This is a genomic window from Planococcus sp. TJ-301 (genome assembly GCF_058268475.1).
In genome coordinates, this window is record NZ_JBZDOH010000002.1 from 252,358 (window position 1) to 272,684 (window position 20,327).

A 20,327-nucleotide genomic window follows, 5' to 3' on the forward strand; every position below is an offset into this window, starting at 1 on the left:
AAATCGCGTCTTGGTGTAAGGAAGTATTCAGTCTATAAACTCTAATTGCATGAAAGGAATAACGTCCTTATGAAATGGTGGGGCAATTGATACAAGGAAGATAAATAGGAAGGCGCACTCTTTTCTGAGTGCGCCTTCCTATTTAAGTAAATATGACGTTAAGGATGTGGATTGGCAATTTCCTTGCTGATAATTTCATGATAATAATCAGGGGCGTAATGTTTCAAGACGATCAAGCCTCGCAAAGTATTCATTGCACCAATTCTTGTCGTTTCCATTTGAAAGTGAAAACGGCCTGAGTAAGTTGGCCCTCTGGTCAAGTAGCCTATTTCGAATTTCTTTTTAAGAAGTTCCAACCCTTCTTTTAATGCCGGTTCATAAGGAAAACTGATGGCTGCAAAATAATATAACGCGCGCAGGACGTCGTATTTCCATCTCGTAGGGAAGTGGAAATCGGAGATGGATGGCAAGATGATCTCATGATTCGATTCCCGGCGCATGAGATTCCGGCGCAGCAAATACGCCTGGCCTGCCACTGTTTGTTCCTTAATAGCGGGCAGCAGGCTGCCATAACCTTCTTTCTCGTAATCAGCAAAAGCTTCCAGGACAGACAGCGTGGTGTGAATGGAACTTTTGGTGCTGTGCCCATAAACCGCGGAACAATTCCAACCGCCATCCGGCAGCTGCTGATCCAGCAAATAATGGATCATTTCATCTATAGAGGACTCTGGATGCTTGCCGGAAGTAGATAAACTGATCAGCATAGCCACGACACAAACATCATCTTCCACAAACTCATCCGGGTTCCACATATGTTCGATTAAGGTCTTAAATCCCTGCTGGTAAATAGGATGCAGCGGATCGATTTCCAGCGATTTTAAATCCCGCATCGTATAAAATGTCGAAATCCACTTAGGGCCGTAAATTCCATTCCCCCACGTTTTCTTTTCAGTATCGTAACGGGAAAGGAATTCACCGATCCAGCCGTCAGTTGTGTAAGGCGACTGCTCTCCCAACAGATAGATTTGGGTCTGCCGTCTAATAGCAGGGTCGCTATCCAATAAAAAATCAAGTACCCTCATCATGGAAACCTCCTGCAGAACATAATGAAGTGCAGTGTTCAGACATCGTATTGGCAGCAGAATTGAGCGGTATTAAACCAATCTTTAATTACTTCCATGCGTTCTCGCTATATCCTTCATTTCTTGGAGCAGCTTTGGGACAAAGCGACAAAAGAAGGTTATGCTTATGCTAGTTGAACCCTTCACGTCAGTGGAAGGGAAAACGGAAGGATGATTCAAATGGCATTTCTAGACAAGCTGAACGCATTGAAAGACAAGTCGATTGAAAAAGGCAAAGCGCATTGGGAAGAAAACAAAGACGACTATAAAGAAAAAGCGTCGACTTACAAAGATAAAGCCATGGTCATGAAAGATGATGTCACGAATAAAATCAAAGAGAAAACCAAAAAATAAATGATGAAGTTAGGCGAACGTTGCCTGGCTTTTTTTTTACAAAAAAGTAGGAGTTAATGGCACTTCTAAGGTGAAAAAACTCTGGACGATTTAATTATGCGGCCCCAGAGAACATCTCGGAATTGCCAAGGCTTTGAATACAATTAACAAACTCAAAGCGCTGCTGGTTAGACTATCGCAGAGTTAATAGGCGCGGTCTATTTTTCAACAAATCGAGCGAGATTTTCCAGAGTAGAATTCAACCCTTCGTCATGGTCTTCCTTTTTTATTCCTTCTGGAACCCGTTCATTTACAATCGTTACCTTTGTGCCAGCTGCTACAGCCTCCAAAAACCAGGTCTGAATCATCTCGCCGGAAAACGCTGGATCTTCCGAATCGAATTCGCCGACTAGTACAATCTTTGTACCGGGTACCAATTCCAGAAACCTGCCTTTGGACACGTCGGTGTTGTCCGAAGTCTTTCCCGGATTTGAGTGATCGATTTCATACGTCAGAGTTAGTTGATATGATCCGCCTGCACGCGCATCAAAGACGTCAATATGAGCCGACATGCCTTCGAGCGGCAGCCAAGAAACCAAAGCTTCGGGATTTACAAAAGCCTCATAGATGGCCTGTGGTGTTGCTGCAATAACCCGCGACGCAGAATCGATGCGATAACTTGAAGGACCTTTCATGATTGAAAACCTCCTATATAAATTGACTTGATGTTTTAATAATCTATACCCAGTAAACAGCAAAACTACATAAACTTTATGTTTTTCATAAGAACATACTTAGCGAAGGCGCGAACATGGGCTGGGCGAAGCAAGAAGACAGGCGGTCTTTGCCTGGCTTTTTGCGGGAGCCATGCCCTAAGCGTCGGGAGCGATATTCAATAAATATTCCCTTCGAGTACTTATCATCTTCATTTTAAAAGCGTCTTCCACCATTATCAATTCTCTATCCTTTACGAATAGTATATAATTACTATACAAATGCTATGCGAGTAAAGTTTCGATATTTCTGAACAAGGGAATTGGAAGAAAAAGCAAGATGCATTCAACAGAGCTTTTTCCAGTCTTTAGGAACGGCTACGATGAGATAAAAAATTGGAAAGAAGGATGGTACCGCTATGATGAATCCTAAAAAATCCGTAATCGTGATCGGCGGAGGCCTCGGCGGCATATCTGCCGCGATTTCTCTCGCACAAAAAGGCTACGCTGTTTCGTTATATGAAAAAAATGATCATGTCGGCGGGAAAGTGAACCGTCTGGAGCAGGATGGTTTCGGCTTCGATCTCGGACCGTCCATTTTAACGATGCCGCATATTTTCGATAAATTGTTCCAGGGGAGCGGCAAGCGGATGGAAGATTACGTGCCCATCAAGCGGCTCGAACGGGAATGGCGTTCATTCTTCCCTGATGGCACCGTTCTCGATTTATACCATGATCTTCGTTTGATGGAACGGGAAAATCCTGCACTTTCTAAAAAGGACATGAAAGAGTATTACGCGTTGTTGAAATATGCGCAGCGGATTTACAAGACGACAGAACACAGCTATTTGAAAGAAGGCTTCGAGTCGCCGAAAGAAGCGGTTGCGCAAAACGGCATCATCGCGACGTTGATTGGGTTTGATTTGACGTCTACGATGTATAGCGCCATTTCCAAACGCATCAGCAACCCGCATTTGCGCGATATGCTTTCCTATTACGTCAAATACGTCGGGTCTTCTCCTTATAGCGCACCTGCCGTTCTCAATATGATGATTTACATGCAGCATGCGCAAGGCTGCTGGTATGTAGAAGGCGGTACGCATAAATTAGCGGAAGGCTTGACGCGGCTGGCAAAAGAAACAGGGGTTCAAATCCATACAGGCATGGGTGTTGTCCGTGCGCATATCAATGAAAAAAATCAGCAAATCGAAGCGGTTGAACTTGAAGATGGTTCAGTCAAGACGGCTGATTATTATGTATCAAACATGGAAGTCATTCCGTTTTATAAAAAAATGGTGGATGCGGACGAGAAGTTTGTCGCCAAGTTGGTGAAAAAGTATGAGCCGTCGAGTTCGGGTCTCGTGCTGCATCTTGGCGTCAAGAAAACCTATCCGTTCCTGAATCACCACAACTTTTTCTTTTCGGAGAATCTGCATGAACAGATGGACAAAGTGTTCGAGAAACACGAGCTGCCGGACGATCCGACGATTTATCTGGTCAACGTCAACAAAACCGATCCATCCCAAGCACCATCCGGGCACGAGAACATCAAGATCTTGCCGCATATTCCTTATATCCAAGACAAACCGTTTACGCCGGAGCAATACCGGGAGTTTGAAGAACTTGTTCTCGACAAGCTGGAGCGCATGGGCTTGGAAGGTTTGCGCGAAAACATTGTGACGCGCGACGTCTGGACGCCGCATGACATAGAACGCACTTACGGATCTGACCGTGGTGCGATCTATGGAACGGTTTCTGATAAAAAGAGAAATGGCGGCTTTAAGCACAAAAAACAAAGCGAACTTTACGACAATCTGTATTTCGTCGGCGGTACCGTGAATCCTGGGGGCGGCATGCCGATGGTTACGTTGAGCGGCCAGCAAGTGAGCGATAAGATCGTGAAGCGCGATTTGGCGCGGAAAAAGTAAAACATTTTTCAAAAGTTAGAGAAGGAGCTTTTAACAAAGCTTCTTCTTTTTTTATTATCAAGAAATATAGGTTTTGAAAATACATTAGCGAAATTAAGCTAAATTTTAGAGAAACACTTGCAGTTTTTCGGAGAAGCTTATATGCTATAAAGCGTAATGATTACTATTTAAAGAATTTAAGATTTATCAGAATGGAGAGGGGAAGATGGATAAACGAATTCCAGTGACGGTCTTGAACGGCTATTTGGGCGATGGCAAGACCGAACTGTTAAACGGCAAACTGGGTGCAACCCGAAGAAGAAATGGGCATGGAGCGGTGAGATTCCCAGGATCCCCTGCCAGCATTTTACGAAAAAATTAAAGCGGAAGGAGGAAACTTGGAACATGCGCCTTAACATTACATTGGCCTGCACAGAAACGGGCGACCGAAATTATTCAACGACTAAAAACAAACGCAATAACCCTGAACGCATTGAAATGAAAAAATACTGCCCACGGCTTCAAAAAGTAACTTTGCACCGGGAAACCAAGTAAAGAAAATTACATATTTTAAAATCGGAGCAGCTAATATATATAAGGAGAGAAGAAAATGGCGAAAAAATCAAAAGTGGCGAAAGACCACAAGCAGCAAAAAATGGTGGCCCATTATGCAGAACTCCGCAGAGAATTAAAAGAAAAAGGGGATACCGAAGCGTTAAACAAATTACCCCGGAATTCTTCTCCGACGCGTCTCAAAAACCGCTGCGAATTGACTGGCCGGCCGAGAGCTTACATGCGCAAGTTCAAAATGTCGCGGATTGCATTCAGAGAACTTGCCCACAAAGGCCAACTGCCTGGCATTAAAAAAGCAAGCTGGTAAAATGATAGTGTAAGATCAAACGTGCAAGGGTGGGGTAGAAATGAATGAACGGTTGCTGGACTTTTTACGGAGGAGCGAAGTGAGCAGGCTTCCAGAAGAAAAAAGGAAACTCTATGAATTCATCACAGAGGCTGAAGATGCCCTGGCTGAAAAGGCAGCAACAGCTGATGAGTTCTTTAGCCTGGTGCTGACGGAATCTCCCATCAACTTGGCCATGAAACATTTTAACTTGTCTTACGATCAAGTCGTCTCATTGCTCACGGACATTGAAGAAGAACTTCATGTGAAAATCAAACGGCGCTCTGAAAAAGTGGAGTGGATTGATTTTAGTGATAAGTACAATCAAAATACGGATGGCGAGAGAAAGAATCATTTGTTTTTGTTTATCAATGAATAACGAAGTTTATAGCACATACACCGCCGCTCCCGACGCCTCTGCGTTTTAGGGAGTGGCGGTTTCTTTTTATTCAAGCGCATAATTTGTTTGGGGGAGAATGCCGGTCAAAGAAGTATTTGAGAGCTAAAGTCAAACTATTTTACTAGAAATGATTTATAGACTAAAGGATTTAATTATTGTAATATAAAGGAAAAGTGATAAATAGTAATGATTACTTTAAAGCGAATAATCTATATGCTGCCAAATCCAGATACTAGAAAGAGGAATGAACGTGAGAATCCCATTCAACACAATTACGAAAAAAGTGGTTTTATTCAGTATGATGACAAGCATAGCTTTGACCGGGGGAGTCGTCAGTGTATTTGCAACAGAAGCAGCGGCCTATTCAAATCCGCAGGCTAATGAGGTCCAGCATGTGGAGCTCGAGGCAAAGTATTCGAAGAAAGTGATGGCAGCGCTGGAAGAAAGCGTGGCGATCACACCTTCGGCATTCTCCATCGAGCAAATGCCGAAGGTGGAGGCAATGGACCGGTACTTGGCTTCATTCGGCACAAAAGTGAAGGGTAATGAGGTTCGTCTAGCTGTGAAAGAAATCTTTAACATTGATTTGGATGTTGTGTCGAAAAATAATTACGGTTCTAAGCTGGCCATTTATCCGGAAAATGTGATGAAAAGCCTGCGTGCTTCATTTAATGTAAATCCGTCTTCTTCTGAGCAGAATGCGCGCATTATGGAGCTGACGAAAAACGCAGTGATGGACCGCTATATCAAGGAACTGGATTACAAATTGAGTGGTGCGCAAAACCGTGTGCTAATCAACCAAATTTTCGGTGTGAACTTGAACGGCATTTCGACGTTGGAACGTTCGCAGCTAGCCATCAGCTCAAAAGGCCAATGGATCGTGAAAAGCGAAACGGACTTGTTCATTCTGGAATCGAGCTTGGACGATGTGGATGTTTCGGTTTATGTGACACCATATTTTGAACAAGTGACGGGCAGCAGCGAAGTGCCGAAGTCGCTTGTGACGAAATTAGAGGCTCTCGGCTTTACGTATATTGAAGAGTCTCAGGTTCTGTATTACAAGGATCCGAACAATCAATCGGTGCCGGATGCGTTCAAAGGGCAAGTATTGGGAACGATCTTAGGAACTATTAATACAGAGTATAAGAATTATTAAAATATAGGTTAAATCAAATAATCCCCTCCAGACAGAAAAATTCTGTTTGGAGGGGATTTTATTATCAACCATTTTATACGGCAGTCTCTTCTTCAGGCACTCCCAGCCGCTCGGTCAGAATGTTGTAGATTTCCTGGAAATACTGGTCATCGTAACTCATTCCATTATAAGAAGCAGATCGTATGATAACTTTTCTATCAACTTTGACTACCTCGATATGAACCGTATGGCTTGTGCCTGTCTCGTCAATTTCGCGCTGTGCTTCCTGCATAAATACTAACGCATTTTTTGGTTCATATTGCTTAAAAGTCTCAAGTACTTCATTGAAAACAGTGATGGTGTTTTCTTCACTTCGAAACAACCAAAAATAATCCTTATTCTTACGCGATAATTGCAAATTAAGTTGATAATGCATCGTAATCCTCCTAGGGAAATAAAATCTGCCGGTTATGTATAAATTTCTATACCCTATTTAATCAGTTTTGAAGAGCACGGAATGATAGTTTTTTATGACGCATTTAAAATCCCGTTAACCTCTTGAGTTTTGATCGTCCCGTAATCGCATAGCTTTGAAAATCGCGATTCTACCCAATATAAATAATCCCCTCTGAACAGAAAAGTCTGTTCAGAGGGGATTATATTGTATCAAGTAAAATTCAATCACATTTACAATGCCGATTCGTCTTCCGGTTTTCCAAGCTTGTCAGTCAGTGTAGAGTAAATATCCTGGAAATGCCTGTCATCGTACCACATTCCATTATAAGAAGCGGAGCGGATAAGGGCTTCTTTATCGGCTTTAACGACTTCGATCTGAACTGTGTTGCTTTTCCCCGTCTCATCAATTTCGTGCTGCTTTTCCTCCATGAAAGCTTCCGCATTGGGCGGCTCATATTGCTTGAAGGTTTGTAAAACTTCATTGAAAACTTCTATTGTATCTTCTTCGCTCCTGAACAACCAAAAATAATCCTTTTTCTCACGGGACAAATGCAGGTTGAGTTGATAATGCATTGTATTCCTCCTCTAGAATGAAATTTTGTTGATTGTGTATGAAATTCTATACCCCATTTCAAGGTTATGAATCTCGACTTTGTGCCTAAACTTATTCCCGAATTCTGAAGCTTTTTCAATTTGTTCATCATTAGGGAATATCCTCTCCGATAATAGATGCTATGATGAGGTAGAAACTTTTCAGGCACAAATTCTTCAGTTTTATAGAACAGGTGATTAAATGGTTAGAACACATACAGCAACATACAGAACGGCATTGCGGTTGACCAACACCGCGAAGGAAAAAATGAGAGGGTTCGGCATCAGCGAACGCTCATTTTTTGTTGGGGAAAAGCCGTTTCAGGTTTTCATCGAACGCTATCCGTCAAATGGCGACGGCTCGCTTTCGGTCGCGTTGATCTTCGGAGGTGCTGAAACGCTCCGATTGGCAACGAAAGAACTGGACGGTTCAATCGTCGTGCATGGAATTTTTACGAATCAGCAATTGCTGGTGACGAACTTGACGCTTCGTAAAGCATACCAGGCGCTTGGGACAAATTGGCAGCGCGAGGAAACGATCGCTTTTGACCTATCCCGCGAACCGGCTACGGCCGCTTTGCTCAATTTGATCAACCGCATGAAGCCGGCGAAGGAAAGTTCGGATTACGTGAAAAAACGTATTGGCAGCTGGGAAGGCTATTTGAAGATTCAGGAGCGCGGCATGGACATTCCGGACGTCAAAACAGGCTATTCAAAACTGGCGTTCAGCCACGACTTCAGCCGTATCACGTTGACGGGTTGCCAGCTAAAAGACGCGGAATGGAAAACGCTGAAAAACCTGACCGTCCGGTTGACGGGGATACTAGGCGACGTCGGCACAGTCATCAAAGCGGCGAACCGCACAATCGAAGTCGAGCTTCAAAACCATATGGTCAAGCAAGTGCGGGAACGCGGGTTGTCACTCGATAAAAAAGAAGTGGTATTCAGCAATTTCGCTGCGCTCAGCCAAATCAGGCGTCTGCGCCAAGGTTTCGGGAATTTGGAGAAAGGCCTCGCGGTAAATCCGAATCTCGACCGCATTCTTTTTGAAGAAAAGCCTCCCGTGAAGCCGCTTCAAGCCCAGGAAAAGCTGGCGTTCCACAACCGGTTGAATGAGTTCCAGCAAAAAGCGGTGTCGGGCGCAATGAGAGCGGAAGACTTGTACGTCATCCAAGGGCCTCCGGGTACCGGGAAGACGACGGTCATTTCGGAGATCTGCCTGCAAAACGCACGAAAAGGCTTGCGGACACTTGTCGCCTCGCAATCGAATTTAGCGGTGGACAATGCGCTCGGGCGCTTGTTGGCGAACAAGGATATCCGGATTCTCCGGGTCGGGCGCACCGAGAGCATCGAAGAAGAAGGCAAGAAATTCATCGAAGAAAATGTCGGGCAGTATTGGAAAGACCATACCTTAAAAGAGATTACGGCCCAGTATGAAAAGCGCCAGCAGCGCGAACCGCAGCTGGACAGCGAACTGGCGGTGAATGAAAAGTCTTATGGCGAGCTGGAACCAGTAGTTGAGAGTTTGGCTGCGGCCATCGAAGACAAAAAGAAAGCGCAAGTGCAGCACCGCGAACTGCAGGAATCTCTGGCAGCGGCACAAAACAAGCATGCAGAGTTTGAAATTCAAAAGGGCAAAGCCGTTCAACACAGCGATGAAATGGCGCAAACGCTGGAAAGGCTCGAAGAATTGATTCGCAGCTATTCACATGGGCCGGGCAGCGCAAAAAATGATGAGTGGTTCGAAGGCGAGAAGCAGAAAGTCTCAGATGTGATTGGACAGCTGCAACAAGCGCTTGAGTTTAAAGGGCTTGCGGAACAACTGGGGGTTAAAGAGCGTGATGTTGCTGCGATTGTGGAAAAACGCGAACAAGCAGCGTCTGCCGTTGAAGAAAAGCAGGCGGCGCTGAACGGCTTGGAAAGCGTCAAGAAAGTCGATGGTTTGCTCCAGGTAATGGCGCAGCAAGGGATTGATGAAGTTCCATCCATCACGTACGGCCTCAACAAGCTCGAAACCAACCGCGAAAAGATGAACGAATGGACGAAACTCAATCAATACAACGAGACGATCAGCACTGCCATTGCGTACGTCGAAAAATCAGCGGCACCCCTCGGCGTTGCAATTGCTGAGGTCAAAGAAGGTGCGCTATCAAAACCAGAAGCGTTCACGTCCGCAGAAATCGACAGCTTCATGGAGAAGCTGCGAACGGTGTTGAAAACGGCGCAGCGCAACGATCCGGCTGTTTTGAAAACTGCACTTGCCGGTTTGTACAAGCGCCAAAACAATATTTGGCGCAGAGGCGCGAAGCTGAAAACCGCGGAAGCGTACGTGGAAGATTCGAAGCGTGCGTTCCAAGGCTTGAAAAAAGCGTTGAACGAACAGCTCTCGAAGCAGCAACAAGAGTTTCTGGCTGTCGAGCAAAAATGGCTGGGACGGCTGGAACAAGCGCGGGAGGCAATGGCGCCGCTCGAACAACGCTGCCGGCATTTAAAACCTGTCGGCGTCATTCCTGAAGACATTGAAGGCGCCATCAGCCACCGCTGCGCCGAGCTTGAAAACCTTAAAAAAGAACAGACCGCATACGCAGAAGCGGGACAGCGTTTGAAAAAACATCAAAGTGAACACATGGAACAGTCCGAAGCGTTGGAGAAAAACAAGGTCCGAATCGCTGAACTGGATGCCGAGATCCGAAGAGTCGATGAGGCTATAGCGGCGAACGAACATAATGCGGCAAAGTTGCACGACATCCTTTCCACCAATCCGGAGGAGGATTACGAACAAGCGGCGAAACAGCTTGCCAGCCTGTCATTTGCGCGAGAGTCACTGAAACAAGAAAAGAAAGATTTGCCGATGCTGCAGTCGATCCAGAAGAAATGGCTGGATTTATTGGAAGGGGCGAATGAACACGATCTGGATGAAATCCGGAAAATGTACATCAAGCACGCGAACGTCATCGGCACGACGTGTGTTGCGTCCGCGCGCAAGGATTTTATCGAAAATTATCCGGTATTCGATGTGGTTATTATCGATGAAGTGTCGAAAGCGACGCCGCCGGAATTATTGCTGCCGATGCTAAAAGGCAAGAAAATCATCCTCGTCGGCGACCACCACCAATTGCCGCCGTTGCTTGGCAACGACACTTTGGAAGAAACGCTTGAGGAAATGATCAATGACAATAGCGGATTCGAAGAAAAGCGGGAGCTCGAGAAGCTGCTCGCAGAATCGCTGTTCGAGCGGCTGTATAAAAATCTGCCTAACAGCAACAAAACTATGCTCGCAATCCAATACCGCATGCACGAAGACATTATGGAAACCATATCGCCGTTCTACAAACTGGAAAACGACCAATTGCAATGCGGCATTATGGATTCCGACGCGGAGCGCGATCATTTATTGGAATCGAAAACAGTGTCGCGGAACAACCACCTCATGTGGATTGATGTGCCGAATGAACCGGCGTCATTTGAAGAACGCATGAGCGGCGGGAAAAGCTTGTACAATGCAGCAGAGCTGCAGGAAATTCGCACTTTGCTGGTGGAGTTGAACGATGCCGCCGCAGAAGCGAAGGTTGCAGGACGGATGGCGGCGCACGATCAGAAAAGCATCGGTGTCATCAGTTTTTACGGCGAACAAGTCAAACGGCTGCAGCGCATGCTGGACCAGGAGCTGCGCTTGCCGCATTTGACGGTGCGGACCGGGACAGTAGACCGGTTCCAGGGCAGCGAACGGGACATCATCGTGTTGAGCATGGTGCGCAATAACGATAACAAGCACGGCGAAATCGGCTTCGCGAAAGATTACCGCCGCCTCAACGTGGCGTTATCGCGCGCCAAGGAATTGCTTGTGCTGGTCGGCAGTTCAGACATGTTCACGAAGCGCGCTAAGCAGCCTGATACAAGAGCGATGTATCAGCACGTGCTCAATGTAGTCAAAGAGAAAAATGGCTTGAAGGCGTTAGAAAGCAGCAGGAGGTGAAGGTGTGGAAGAGCTAATCGAGAAATTGCGGCTGACTGCAGCGGATAATCCGGATGTTGCCATTTTAAAAGAACAAGTGTGGAAGCTGCCGGTCGTGTTTTATGATGTGAAAATCGACCGCGTCAAGCGCTTGAAAATGGACATCTTGATGAAAATGCTGTTGTTCGCGTTCCAGGAACGGGACATCCGCCGAGCCGCAACGCTTGCCGACATGCTGTTTGTGGAAGAGCTCTTTATCAGCGACTCGATCGAGAAGATGGAGCGTACCCGTTTGATCGGACTCGACAAGAAAGGCTACGGGCTGACGGCGAAAGGGCATGACTATCTTGAAAAAGGCATTTTTGAAGAAGAGATGGAACCGGAAGCAGCGCAGATTGTTTACAGCGCCGTCCACGACGAATACTGCTTGCCGAGGGATAGCGAAACGCCGGAAGCTGAAGAATCGCTCGAGCCTTATCGCTACAGCGTGAAAGGTGCAGTGAAAAAGGACCGAATCCGAAAGATGCTCGCCAACAGGCCACAGGAAACCGATGAACAAGGCTTCCAGATCATCGTAACGGACATCACAAGCTGTATCGAGCAGTCGGTTGAACATATCCCGTGCATTGAATTCCAATTACACGACCAGAAACAGGACATTTTTTACGCCCGCGTCTGGAACACTGCATCCGAAAGTTGGGATGAAAAGCTGGAAAAAGGAATTGAAGAGCGGGAAGCAGTGAGGTGGCGGAGAGCAATGGAAAAGCGGAAGAGTTTAAACGCGTAACCCTGGGCCGCAACCAATTTAAATGATTTTAACAATGTACGACAATCTATATCTTATGCATCGCCGCTTCTCGTGGATTAACATTCCGGGGAGCGGTTTTTTGGTTTTATTCATTGGTATGAACTATGTTGATTTGTGCATGATACCGGGTTCGTCTATGGGGAACTGGAATAATAGAGAAAATAAAGGGGAAATCAATCGAAAGGGATAGTAAAATTATGTATATTAATCAAATAGTTATATGTTACTATTTGATTATGTGTTAGGTCTTAATGACCACATTTTAAACTGTCTTTTTTCAAGTAGAAAGTTGGGAAAAAAACTAAACTTAAGGAGCATCCCCATGACAAAATTAGCCGAGAACTTAAAAGAATTAAGATTACAGAACAAGCTAAGCCATCAAATCGTTGCGGATCATTTGAAAATCACCAAAGTGGTATACAGCAAGTTTGAACTTGGCACGACAGAACCATCACTGAAGCTGATAATGAAGACAGCGGACTTGTATAATGTGTCCCTTGATGAATTGGCTGGCAGGCAGTTTACGCCAAACGGCAAAGTGAGCGAGCAGCTGCGGATGAAGAAAGAACTGGAAAAAGAAATCAATATGTTAGTGAAGCAATTGGGCAATCAATTCATCCAAAGCAAAGAAGCGGATATTGTGAAGAGGCTGAAGCAGAAGTTTAATTTGAACTGATATGAAAGTTCATGACCCGGAGCCGCAAACAATTCTAAACGATTTTGACAACGCCAGACAATATATACCGCATACACTGCCGCTCTCCACGGATCAACATTCCCTGGAGCGGTTTTTTGGTTTTAATCATCTATATAAATTGCGTCGAACTACGTGGGACAACGAAGCCGTCTGGAGATTGCAGATAAAATGCCAAAAACGCACAAAATACCTTGAAAACCATTGCGTCCTATAATTTTCCACAATATAATGAATCATCCGAATAAAAAGGGGATAGCAAGAAATGAGAGTTGGGGAGAAAATGAGAGCAAATGAGATAAAGACAGCTGGCCAATTAATTGAAGCGATTCGCGTTTTATGGGACGCACGGTCGAAGGCTCGGCTGCGCGAATGGTTGGAAGAACTGGAAACGGAAGATGATTATTATCGCTTAATTCGCTTGGCGGATCAAATGGATTTATATAAATACAGCAATTTGCTGGCGACGCATGCGTATAAGCGTTTTGGGACGCTGCGCCCGTTTGCCTGGCATTGCACGCGGCTTTTGGAGAACGGCAAGAGCCTGGAAGCGGAAGAGCGCATGGCCGCACGCCTTCAAGTAGTTGCGGATACGGCCTATACGGTGGAGGAACGGGTTTCGGCACATACGCTGCTGTTTCGGGTATTCTGCCAGCTGAACCGTTTGCCGGAAGCAAAAGAACAGCTGGAGAAAATCAACGAAGCGCAAGGCGTATTATGGCCGGACTTGGAAGCTTTCTATTACCTGCACGGCGGGGAATGGGACAAAGCGGAGAACATTTTAACGGATGCGTTGGCGGATGGCTCCAAAGAGCGCGAAGAGTATGTGCGCCTGCTGCTGGCGGATCATTTATCGGTGATGGGACGGCAAGAGGCATCTTTGGACATGTTGCTTTCGGGGCAAGCCGCATATCCGGGCAATTGGTCATTTTGGATGGAGCAAGTGAAAAGACGGTTCCTGCTCGGCCGTTATGAAGAAACGATTAATCTCATGGAAGAAATCAACTCGAAAAATCCGTTTCACATCCAACGGGAATATTATGCTTACTTAACGGCGGAATGCTTGTATAAATTGGAGAAATGGGATGAGTTGGATGCTTGGGTCCAGGACCATCAAAGGGTGTTGGAAAAGACGATTTACGGCAAGACGGCAATCCAACGCGGCGCAACACGCAACCAACTGAAACTGACGCCGAAACTCCAGAAGCTTGATTATTGTGTGCCGGCTTCATTGTCAATTATGCTTGAAGCGTTTGGCATGGACATCGGCCAGGACGAAATTGCCACGCATGTCTTCGATGTGACGGGTTCAAAACTACGTACCACAATGGAGTATATGGAATCGCTCGGTTTACGGGCGCAATATTTCAAAGGCACAGTGGACGTCTATAAAAAGATGATCAACGCCGGCGTTCCGGTGCTGCTCAGCATGATGGTCGAGAACAACGCGCATGTCCAAGTCGTGGTCGGCTATGATGACCGGCTGCAAGCGCTCCTGATCCAGGATCCGAATGACCAAGCGCCGTTTCTGGTGACGTACGCCGAGATGAAAGACGCTTATAAGCTGACCGATTCGCTCAGCATGGTCTTCGTCAAAGAAGAGCAAATGCATTTATTGGCACTTCTGGATGAAGGGGAGCACCGTTTCTTCGAGCGCTTGTACGAGTTTCTGGATGAAGAAGGCGAAGGCGAGAGCGAGGCATTCATCGATTTTCTGCAAGAACATAAAGAACAACGCTACGCGGCTGTGGTCGGAATTTCGATTTTATTTTCAGACCGGGCGAAAGCTTTACACGCTGATTGGGTGGAGCAACTGCGCCAGGAACTTGGAAGCGAGGATGCGGAACTGGCGCTGTTGGCGGCGCACATGCATTACCAGAAAGACGAAATGCCGGAGGCGCTGGCGAGTCTTGCGGCTGTAAATGAAAAAAACAGTCCGTATGCCTTGTTTTTGAGAGGCGTTATTTTGATGGGCCAGGACAGCCAAGAACGGGCAATCCCTTATTTGAAACAGTCGATTGAGCTGGATCATTACCAGCCAGCCGCTTATAGCCATCTGGCGCGCTGTTATATGGAAGTCGGAAAATTGTTCCAAGCACATAAATGGTCGGCAATTGCGCTTGCCCAGTTGCCGTCGGATATCTATGCGCAGATTACGCATAGTTTGATTCAATATGAGTCCGGCGCATACGGAAAAGCGTTGGAGCGTTTCAGGAAACTGAGCGGGGAACTGCCGGAAGACGGCTATTTCGTCTATGAAATCGGTCGCTGCCTGCTCGCGCTCGGCGAAGAAGCGGAAGCAATCATGTGTTTTGAACGCTATATTAAAATGGCTCCTGAGCGGCCATATGCGTATCTGCGGATTGCTGAAATCCATATGGAAGCCGAAAACTGGGAGCCGGCAATGGCTATTGTCAATCGAGGCATCGAAGGAGCTGAAGATAAAGATGTGCTTCACGTCTACCGCGGCCACATCGCAATGGGGCAGGAACAATTCACAGCGGCAGAAGCGGATTACCGGACAGCGCTTCAGCTCGATCCGGAAGACTTGTTTACGGTGACGTATATCGCGCATAGTTTAGTAAAGCAGCAGCGTTTTGATGACGCGGTGGCCTTTTTGGCAAACTGCGCGGAACAAGGTGACACCGGCTTCTTCATCCGGTCGTCGACGATGCTGTGGGAAGAATGGCCGGAATACGACGGCCAGCAGCAAGCGATTGCGTTATTGGAAAAAGGGCTCCAAAAGAAAGAACTGGAAGGATTCACGGACATCGCGCAGCAATACATGGAGTTCGGGGAACATCCGTTGTTCCGGAATCGAGTGCTCCATCAATTCAAAGAAATGCGCAACATCGAAGCCGACGAAGTGCTGCTGTGTTTTGAAGGGCAATTGCATGAACAGGCCGGGAACAACGAATTTGCCCGCAAGCTTTATTTGCAGGCGCTTCAAAAAGCGCCGAGTGCGCAGGCACATTTCCAGCTGGGCTTATTGGCAATGGAAGCGGGCCGGCACAAAGAAGGCATCCGCGAGCTTCTTCGCAGCGCGGAACTGGACCCGGGCAATACAGCGGTGCGGGAAGCGTTGATGCATGCCTATATCGAGGTTGAGGACATTCCGCGTGCGTTTGCTGTGGCGCTGTTCATTTTGCAGAATGATTCGCTGGAGCTTGAATTCGATGAGCTGTTCGATCTTGCGAGAACAGAAGAGTCGGTAGCTGCGATTTCGAAAACGCTTGAAGGAGTGGCCGGGCAAGTGCCGGAAGAATGGCTCTTTGCCGCTAAAGCACTTTGCGCGGAAAAAGAAGGGGATTTTGCGGAAGCGGAAGCGTTGTTTGGACAGGCCAAAGCGGTCAAAGGTGCATTCCCTTCCAGATACCAGCATGTGCAATTCTGCGCAAGAAGAGGCGATTTCAAGCGTGCAGTGGCTTTATTGGAAGAGTTGATAACGGAACGGCCGGAAGATGAAAGGCTGTACGGTGAATACATTCGGATTCTCGCGCATCTTGGCAAAACGAATGAAATCAGCAAGCGTCTGAAAAAACGGCTGCGCGGCGAGCAATTGGGATTGGCCGAAACATTTTGCGCCGATGAACTTGCTCAATTGTTTATGGAAGCCGAAGAAATGGAAGAGGCAGAAGAGCAGCCGAGAAAAGGCATCATCGGCAGGTTCTTCCATAAAGCGCAGCAGCTACGGATGATATCGAACGTGTTTGCGCTTTACGACGAAGCCGCTAAGCAAATCCCGAAAAATGAATTGCCTGTCATGCGGCAAGCCGCGTTTTGCTTAAGCCGGGAAATGGCGAAAGAAGCCGTCGATGAACTAAAGCCCTTCGTGAAACGCACCGGCCATTATGATGCTGCCGTGCTGCAGCTGCAGGCCATGATGCAATTAGCGGAGGAAAAGGATTCACCGAAAATTCTCCATGAAGCCATTGATCTGGCAAAAGAGCTCAACGCGCAGCAGCCAGCCGATGCATCGGTATTGTCGGTGTGGGCCGAAGCACTTGGCAGCCTTGAAAAAGACGATGAAGAATTGGCAAAATATGAAGAGGCGCTCCGTTTGGAACCTTTCAATGGAGAAGCCTATACTATGGTCATGCAGACACTGGCTGAACAGCGGCCAGGGGATGTGGAAGCGTTTATCGCGGGCATCCCGGAAGAAGTGGAGATTCCGGAATGGATCGAGCTTGCCCGTGCGCAAAGCCAGTTGACCTTAGGCAATGCGCCAGCAGCTCATGCGATCCTGGTGCCGCTGACGCAGCAGGAAAAAGAATTTCAGCCGGCCATTTACGAGCTGGCCCTCTGCGAAATGAAGCTCGGCAACAAACAGGCGGCCATTAAGACCTTGCGTAAATTATTCCGCAAAGAGGGCGCGGAAATGTACGTCCTGGTGATTGCTGGAGAGCCGGCGTTTGAGGAGATCCATGATGAAATTGATAAACTGATTGAGGAATTGTTTTAAGATACCTGCTAATAAAATCTGCCGCTTCGCTGGGATCATCATTCCGGTGGAGCGGCTTTTTTTGTTTTATTCATCGAATGGACAGAACAGGCCACGTGAAAAAATTTACAGAAATTTTACAATGCAATAAAAAATATTGGCGTATACTGTAAGGTGGCATGGATTCAAAGTTAGCGCAAGGGAGATCGGATATCATTAGTTTAAACAGCATGATCAAATTTTTGAAGTACTTGGCAGAAAACCAAAAAGCCCTGTTTGAGGCAAGCGAAAAAGACGGAGAACTTGAAGAGCTTATGCAGGCTGAGAATTTCCAGACCGCCTTCCAACCGATTTTGGCTTTAGGGGACGGGGAAACGATCGGTTTTGAAGTTTTGAACCGGCCGGCCAGCACACCGATATTCCCGACAACGGAAGAATTTTATTCCTATATAGGCAAAAGCAATAATGTCTTTCGCATCGAAGGATTTCTGCGTAACCTTTCTCTTCAGCGATATGCAGAACAGCTGAAGGGATCAAAAAACCATCGCGGCGGCTTGATCTTTTTGAACATCCAGCCGCAAGTTTTGACAGATCCTTCTTACCGAAGCGGCACGACGCTGGATTTGCTGGAGACCTATAATCTGTCCCCCGATCAAGTGGTGCTGGAATTGACGGAAAAAGAAGCAGTGACGGATTACACGGAATTCGAGAAAATCATTGATAATTACCGGCAGCAAGGCTTTCGGATCGCGGTCGATGATGCAGGGACCGGATATAATAGCTTGAAAACAATCATTTCGTTGAAACCTGAATTCATCAAACTCGATAAATCGCTGATACGGGGCATACATAACGAACCGGCCCAGCAGCAATTGGTAGAATTGCTATTGGGATTTGCTGCGCAATCGAATACGAAAATTATTGCAGAAGGCATTGAGGATTTCTTGGAACTGAATTTTTTAAGAAATTTGGGAATCCATTTTGGCCAAGGCTACGCGCTTGGCCGACCGGGTCCGGTGCTGAAAAGCGGCCAAGTTCCATCACTTTGAACAAAGTTTTGCGGTGACAGACATTACACATTTAAAACCGCCGCTCCCTGGAAGATTGCTTCTCGGGAAGCGGTAGAAGTGTTTGCGAATTGAACTAGTGTTACGCATAGGAAGGTGTTCTGCGCAATGCAGAATGCTTTCCTTATTTGTTTTAAAGAACGACCCATACACTTGGGTTCAAGAGAGCTTAGTAAGGATAGATTTTTCAGAGATAATGGGGAAACAATAGATAAACGGCAGAGGAGGGCTAGGATGCGCAAACAAGCGGATAACAAAAGATCTCAATTCCTGAAGCTTGCAGCGCAAGCGTTTGCCATCAACAAACAAGTTCCACTTCCTTGGGCAAAAGCGCTGTCAGCCGGTGTTTGTTCCACGCTGCCCGTCTTGATCGGGGTGTTGATGGGACAGGTGCAATATGGATTGATCGCCGGTCTCGGCGGCCTGGCGTTTTTATATATGTTCAACGAACCATACGCCTTGCGTTCGAAAAAGATTTTCTTCGCGGCACTTGGCTTATCTTTTTCCGCGGGTCTCGGAACATTGCTGTCGCAAAGTCCGGTTCTTGCTGCGTTGGCGGTGGGCTGGAGATTCGGGGGTTTCCTGATATTGAAAGGGAGCTTACTGAGTTGCAGGAAGCGGTCAACATTTTGAAACGTCCCGGACCCGCAAACGATTTTAAACGATTTTGACTATGCACGACCCTTTATATTGTATGCAAAGCCGCTCCCCGTGGATCACTATTCTTGGGGGGCTTTTTATTTTATTCACCCAGATGAATGGTGTTGAATTGTGCATAACACAGGGTTCATATGCGGGAAGATATACATCGGATGGACTTATACCCAGAGTAAAAAGAAGAAATAGATTTATAAATTTCGAATATTAAAAATAATTAGAAAGTAATGGTTTCAAAATGATTTTCTCTTGCTATACTAGAGAAAGGAATATATTGGGAGGTTTGAGAATGACTACAATTTCATTGAAAAAGAAAGCGGCCAACATTGTATTGGAGAAGAAGAATTTAACCGGTGTAATGGCTAGAGTGGCGATTGTATTAGACATTTCAGGTTCGATGTGGAGTTTGTACCGGGAAGGCGTAGTTCAAGAAGTAGTGGAGCGTGTGCTGGCTGTGGCAAGCCAGTTTGATGACGATGGCGCTTTGGATGTCTGGGTTTACGACAACGAGTTTTCCCGATTGCCTGCGGCTACAGAAGAAATCTTTCTTGGCTACGTAGAAAAGAATATTTTATCGAATGACGCAATACATAAATTCGGCAGGAACGACGAACCGAAAGTGATGGAAGACGTCATACGCAAGTATACGATAGAAGAGCCTAGCGACCAACCGGTCTTTTTGGTATTCATCAATGACGGAGGGTGTAAGCCTGGAATTAAGAAGTTCATTATCGAATCTTCTTACCAGCCGATTTTTTGGCAGTTTATCGGTCTTGGCAACGCCAATTTTGATGTATTGAGAAAGTTGGATACGATGGAAGGCCGGTTTATCGATAACGCCAACTTCTTTCATTTGCAGGATGTCAGCAAAGTGACGGATGAAGAGTTGTACAATCAGATGCTGGATGAGTTTCCACTATGGTTGAAAGAAGCGAAAGAGAAACGGATTTTGCGGTAAGCTAGACTTTTCCTATGAGGCCAATTTGAAATTTTTGAAGAAGTCAGGCGTTTTTTGCAGAGCAAGATTAGCCAACAAGCATAAGTATCGAAACAGAAAAAATTCAAAATGCTCTGATGGTACAGGGGTTGCCATACGAAAAAACCGCCGCTTCCAATGAATCGAAGTTCAAGGGAGCGGCGGTTTATTTTGG

General features: G+C 46.3%; 18 protein-coding genes. 14 read left to right on the forward strand and 4 right to left on the reverse strand.

Translation table 11 applies throughout. The features are described 5' to 3' along the window. Window positions 1-158: 158 nt before the first annotated feature. Complete coding sequence (locus tag AC4EHJ_RS12075; RefSeq protein WP_490975874.1) at window positions 159-1,082, reverse strand: hypothetical protein; 924 nt, start codon at window positions 1,080-1,082, stop codon at window positions 159-161. A gap of 219 nt (window positions 1,083-1,301) precedes the next feature. Here AC4EHJ_RS12075 and AC4EHJ_RS12080 point away from each other — a divergent pair, with 219 nt between their 5' ends. Further along, entirely contained in the window at window positions 1,302-1,475 is a 174-nt protein-coding gene (locus AC4EHJ_RS12080; protein ID WP_490975875.1) for a hypothetical protein, read from the forward strand. Between the two features lie 197 nt (window positions 1,476-1,672). Here the strand turns inward: AC4EHJ_RS12080 and AC4EHJ_RS12085 are convergent, their stop codons facing one another. After that, the gene (locus tag AC4EHJ_RS12085; RefSeq protein WP_490975876.1) at window positions 1,673-2,149 is read right to left on the reverse strand and encodes an SRPBCC family protein; all 477 of its coding nucleotides are present in this window, start codon (window positions 2,147-2,149) and stop codon (window positions 1,673-1,675) included. A gap of 437 nt (window positions 2,150-2,586) precedes the next feature. Here AC4EHJ_RS12085 and AC4EHJ_RS12090 point away from each other — a divergent pair, with 437 nt between their 5' ends. From AC4EHJ_RS12090 to AC4EHJ_RS12115, 6 genes are all read left to right on the forward strand, one after another. Next, window positions 2,587-4,095, forward strand: coding sequence for a phytoene desaturase family protein (locus tag AC4EHJ_RS12090; RefSeq protein ID WP_490975877.1), 1,509 nt, complete (start codon window positions 2,587-2,589; stop codon window positions 4,093-4,095). Between the two features lie 205 nt (window positions 4,096-4,300). Then, complete coding sequence (locus AC4EHJ_RS12095; protein WP_490975878.1) at window positions 4,301-4,456, forward strand: hypothetical protein; 156 nt, start codon at window positions 4,301-4,303, stop codon at window positions 4,454-4,456. A 23-nt stretch (window positions 4,457-4,479) separates the two neighbouring features. Next, complete coding sequence (gene rpmG / locus AC4EHJ_RS12100) at window positions 4,480-4,629, forward strand: 50S ribosomal protein L33 (protein ID WP_490975879.1); 150 nt, start codon at window positions 4,480-4,482, stop codon at window positions 4,627-4,629. A gap of 55 nt (window positions 4,630-4,684) precedes the next feature. Continuing rightward, the gene (gene rpsN, locus AC4EHJ_RS12105) at window positions 4,685-4,954 is read left to right on the forward strand and encodes a 30S ribosomal protein S14 (protein ID WP_490975880.1); all 270 of its coding nucleotides are present in this window, start codon (window positions 4,685-4,687) and stop codon (window positions 4,952-4,954) included. 40 nt (window positions 4,955-4,994) lie between these two features. Continuing rightward, window positions 4,995-5,351, forward strand: a complete 357-nt coding sequence (locus tag AC4EHJ_RS12110; RefSeq protein WP_490975881.1) for a hypothetical protein — start codon at window positions 4,995-4,997, stop codon at window positions 5,349-5,351. 271 nt (window positions 5,352-5,622) lie between these two features. Then, window positions 5,623-6,528, forward strand: coding sequence for a hypothetical protein (locus AC4EHJ_RS12115; protein WP_490975882.1), 906 nt, complete (start codon window positions 5,623-5,625; stop codon window positions 6,526-6,528). 73 nt (window positions 6,529-6,601) lie between these two features. On the opposite strand, the gene AC4EHJ_RS12120 is transcribed toward AC4EHJ_RS12115, so the two are convergent. Both AC4EHJ_RS12120 and AC4EHJ_RS12125 read right to left on the reverse strand, forming a co-directional pair. Further along, entirely contained in the window at window positions 6,602-6,943 is a 342-nt protein-coding gene (locus tag AC4EHJ_RS12120) for a hypothetical protein (RefSeq protein WP_490975883.1), read from the reverse strand. A 251-nt stretch (window positions 6,944-7,194) separates the two neighbouring features. Beyond that, a complete protein-coding gene (locus AC4EHJ_RS12125) occupies window positions 7,195-7,536 on the reverse strand; it encodes a hypothetical protein (RefSeq protein ID WP_490975884.1) in 342 nt (113 codons plus the stop codon). 220 nt (window positions 7,537-7,756) lie between these two features. Between AC4EHJ_RS12125 and AC4EHJ_RS12130 the strand changes: the two genes are divergently transcribed. The 7 genes from AC4EHJ_RS12130 (at window position 7,757) to AC4EHJ_RS12160 (ending at window position 20,134) form a co-directional block, all read left to right on the forward strand. Beyond that, window positions 7,757-11,530 (forward strand): DEAD/DEAH box helicase, encoded by a 3,774-nt coding sequence (locus AC4EHJ_RS12130; RefSeq protein ID WP_490975885.1) that lies wholly within the window; start codon window positions 7,757-7,759, stop codon window positions 11,528-11,530. 4 nt (window positions 11,531-11,534) lie between these two features. Continuing rightward, entirely contained in the window at window positions 11,535-12,296 is a 762-nt protein-coding gene (locus AC4EHJ_RS12135) for a hypothetical protein (RefSeq protein ID WP_490975886.1), read from the forward strand. A gap of 343 nt (window positions 12,297-12,639) precedes the next feature. Next, window positions 12,640-12,993 carry a helix-turn-helix domain-containing protein gene (locus tag AC4EHJ_RS12140; RefSeq protein WP_490975887.1) on the forward strand — a complete coding sequence of 118 codons (354 nt, stop codon included), beginning with the start codon at window positions 12,640-12,642 and terminating at the stop codon, window positions 12,991-12,993. Between the two features lie 283 nt (window positions 12,994-13,276). Beyond that, the gene (locus AC4EHJ_RS12145) at window positions 13,277-17,473 is read left to right on the forward strand and encodes a tetratricopeptide repeat protein (RefSeq protein WP_490975888.1); all 4,197 of its coding nucleotides are present in this window, start codon (window positions 13,277-13,279) and stop codon (window positions 17,471-17,473) included. 158 nt (window positions 17,474-17,631) lie between these two features. Then, window positions 17,632-18,501: an EAL domain-containing protein gene (locus AC4EHJ_RS12150; protein ID WP_490975889.1), complete on the forward strand. Its 870-nt coding sequence runs from the start codon at window positions 17,632-17,634 to the stop codon at window positions 18,499-18,501. 252 nt (window positions 18,502-18,753) lie between these two features. After that, window positions 18,754-19,152, forward strand: a complete 399-nt coding sequence (locus AC4EHJ_RS12155; protein WP_490975890.1) for a hypothetical protein — start codon at window positions 18,754-18,756, stop codon at window positions 19,150-19,152. Window positions 19,153-19,465: 313 nt separating this feature from the next. Then, window positions 19,466-20,134, forward strand: a complete 669-nt coding sequence (locus AC4EHJ_RS12160) for a vWA domain-containing protein (RefSeq protein ID WP_490975891.1) — start codon at window positions 19,466-19,468, stop codon at window positions 20,132-20,134. The last annotated feature ends 193 nt before the right edge of the window (window positions 20,135-20,327 follow it).

What these genes read in the sequence shown, in the direction of transcription:
- AC4EHJ_RS12145 (WP_490975888.1), top strand. Translation starts at nt 13,277, where the DNA reads ATGAGAGTTGGGGAGAAAATGAGAGCAAATGAGATAAAGACAGCTGGC.
- AC4EHJ_RS12120 (WP_490975883.1), bottom strand. Translation starts at nt 6,943, where the DNA reads ATGCATTATCAACTTAATTTGCAATTATCGCGTAAGAATAAGGATTAT.
- rpmG (WP_490975879.1), top strand. Translation starts at nt 4,480, where the DNA reads ATGCGCCTTAACATTACATTGGCCTGCACAGAAACGGGCGACCGAAAT.
- AC4EHJ_RS12075 (WP_490975874.1), bottom strand. Translation starts at nt 1,082, where the DNA reads ATGAGGGTACTTGATTTTTTATTGGATAGCGACCCTGCTATTAGACGG.
- AC4EHJ_RS12155 (WP_490975890.1), top strand. Translation starts at nt 18,754, where the DNA reads ATGCGCAAACAAGCGGATAACAAAAGATCTCAATTCCTGAAGCTTGCA.
- AC4EHJ_RS12130 (WP_490975885.1), top strand. Translation starts at nt 7,757, where the DNA reads ATGGTTAGAACACATACAGCAACATACAGAACGGCATTGCGGTTGACC.
- AC4EHJ_RS12110 (WP_490975881.1), top strand. Translation starts at nt 4,995, where the DNA reads ATGAATGAACGGTTGCTGGACTTTTTACGGAGGAGCGAAGTGAGCAGG.
- AC4EHJ_RS12095 (WP_490975878.1), top strand. Translation starts at nt 4,301, where the DNA reads ATGGATAAACGAATTCCAGTGACGGTCTTGAACGGCTATTTGGGCGAT.
- AC4EHJ_RS12090 (WP_490975877.1), top strand. Translation starts at nt 2,587, where the DNA reads ATGATGAATCCTAAAAAATCCGTAATCGTGATCGGCGGAGGCCTCGGC.
- AC4EHJ_RS12125 (WP_490975884.1), bottom strand. Translation starts at nt 7,536, where the DNA reads ATGCATTATCAACTCAACCTGCATTTGTCCCGTGAGAAAAAGGATTAT.
- AC4EHJ_RS12080 (WP_490975875.1), top strand. Translation starts at nt 1,302, where the DNA reads ATGGCATTTCTAGACAAGCTGAACGCATTGAAAGACAAGTCGATTGAA.
- AC4EHJ_RS12150 (WP_490975889.1), top strand. Translation starts at nt 17,632, where the DNA reads ATGGATTCAAAGTTAGCGCAAGGGAGATCGGATATCATTAGTTTAAAC.
- rpsN (WP_490975880.1), top strand. Translation starts at nt 4,685, where the DNA reads ATGGCGAAAAAATCAAAAGTGGCGAAAGACCACAAGCAGCAAAAAATG.
- AC4EHJ_RS12085 (WP_490975876.1), bottom strand. Translation starts at nt 2,149, where the DNA reads ATGAAAGGTCCTTCAAGTTATCGCATCGATTCTGCGTCGCGGGTTATT.
- AC4EHJ_RS12160 (WP_490975891.1), top strand. Translation starts at nt 19,466, where the DNA reads ATGACTACAATTTCATTGAAAAAGAAAGCGGCCAACATTGTATTGGAG.
- AC4EHJ_RS12140 (WP_490975887.1), top strand. Translation starts at nt 12,640, where the DNA reads ATGACAAAATTAGCCGAGAACTTAAAAGAATTAAGATTACAGAACAAG.